Source organism: Synechococcus sp. BA-120 BA3 (assembly GCF_034931285.1).
Classification (GTDB): domain Bacteria; phylum Cyanobacteriota; class Cyanobacteriia; order PCC-6307; family Cyanobiaceae; genus Cyanobium.
Genome location: NZ_JAYGHZ010000198.1, coordinates 1 through 1021 on the forward strand (window position 1 = coordinate 1; position 1021 = coordinate 1021).

Consider the following 1021-nt stretch of genomic DNA (forward strand, 5'->3'; position numbering starts at 1 on the left):
GCTCCAGGGAGTCGAGGGCGCCATCCACCTCCAGCAGCAGCTCGCTGCGGGGGCCCCGCACCTGGCCGGCGGCCTCCTTGGCGTCGCTGGCGGCGATCCGTTCGGAGAGGCCCGCCGGGGTGAGGCCGAGCCGGGCCAGCTCCCGGGCGCCGATCTCCACCCGGATCTCCTCGTCGGGTTCGCCGCTGAGCTCCACCCGGTCGCTGCCGGGGAGGGCCCGCAGCCGGCTGGCCAGGTCGTCGGCCAGCCGGGTGAGGAGGCCCAGGTTGGGGGGGGTGTCGAGCTCCCAGGTGAGGCCGACGATCAGGGCGCTGGCGCCGATGTTGCCGTCGCGGAACTCCGGGTCCGTGGCCTCCGGCGGCAGGTCGGGGGTGGCGTCGTCGATCTTGCTGCGCACCTTGCCCCACACCGGCGCCACCTGGCGGATCGATTCCTTGAGGCTCACGGCGATCACCGAGGTGCCGGTGGAGGAGGTGGAGTCGAGATGGTCCACCTCCTCCAGCTCCAGCAGGGCCTCCTCGAGGGGTTCGGTGACGAGGGACTCGACCCGCTCCGGCGTGGCCCCCGGCAGGGCGGTGACCACCTGGGCGTTGCGCTGGGTGATCAGGGGGTCCTCCAGCCGCGGCAGGGTGAGCAGGGCCGACAGCCCCCAGACCACCACCAGCAGCAGGGTGAGCAGCTGCAGCTGGCGGTTGCGGTGAAAGATGTCGAACATCAGGGCGCCTCCTGCACCCGGACCCCCGGCACGACCCGGTGGGTGCCGGCGGCGATCACCCGGTCGCCGGGGCGCAGGGTGCCGCGGACGAGGGAGCGGTCGCCTTCGCTGTGCAGCGGCTCCACCAGGCGCCGGACCACCGGGCGGCCCTGCTCCGGCGCGGGACCGGCGGGGCCCAGCACGTACACCGACCAGAGCCCCCGCTCGGCGGCCACCAGGGCGGTGGTGGGCAGCCAGAAGCCGGCGCCCGTCTCACTGCGCCGCAGGCTGAGGCGGGCCGTGGCTCCCACCGGCAGATCCTCGGCC

Annotated in this window: 1 protein-coding gene and 1 pseudogene; both read right to left on the bottom strand. The window is 74.8% G+C overall.

What is annotated here, in order from left to right; all coding sequences use genetic code 11:
• Window positions 1–715, bottom strand: a 715-nt coding sequence (locus VB737_RS07235; RefSeq protein ID WP_500312243.1) for an efflux RND transporter permease subunit, incomplete at its 3' end; no start/stop codon positions are given.
• A pseudogene (locus tag VB737_RS07240) lies at window positions 715–1021 on the bottom strand (hypothetical protein); the annotation flags it as partial. The pseudogene VB737_RS07240 and the gene VB737_RS07235, both read right to left, overlap by 1 nt.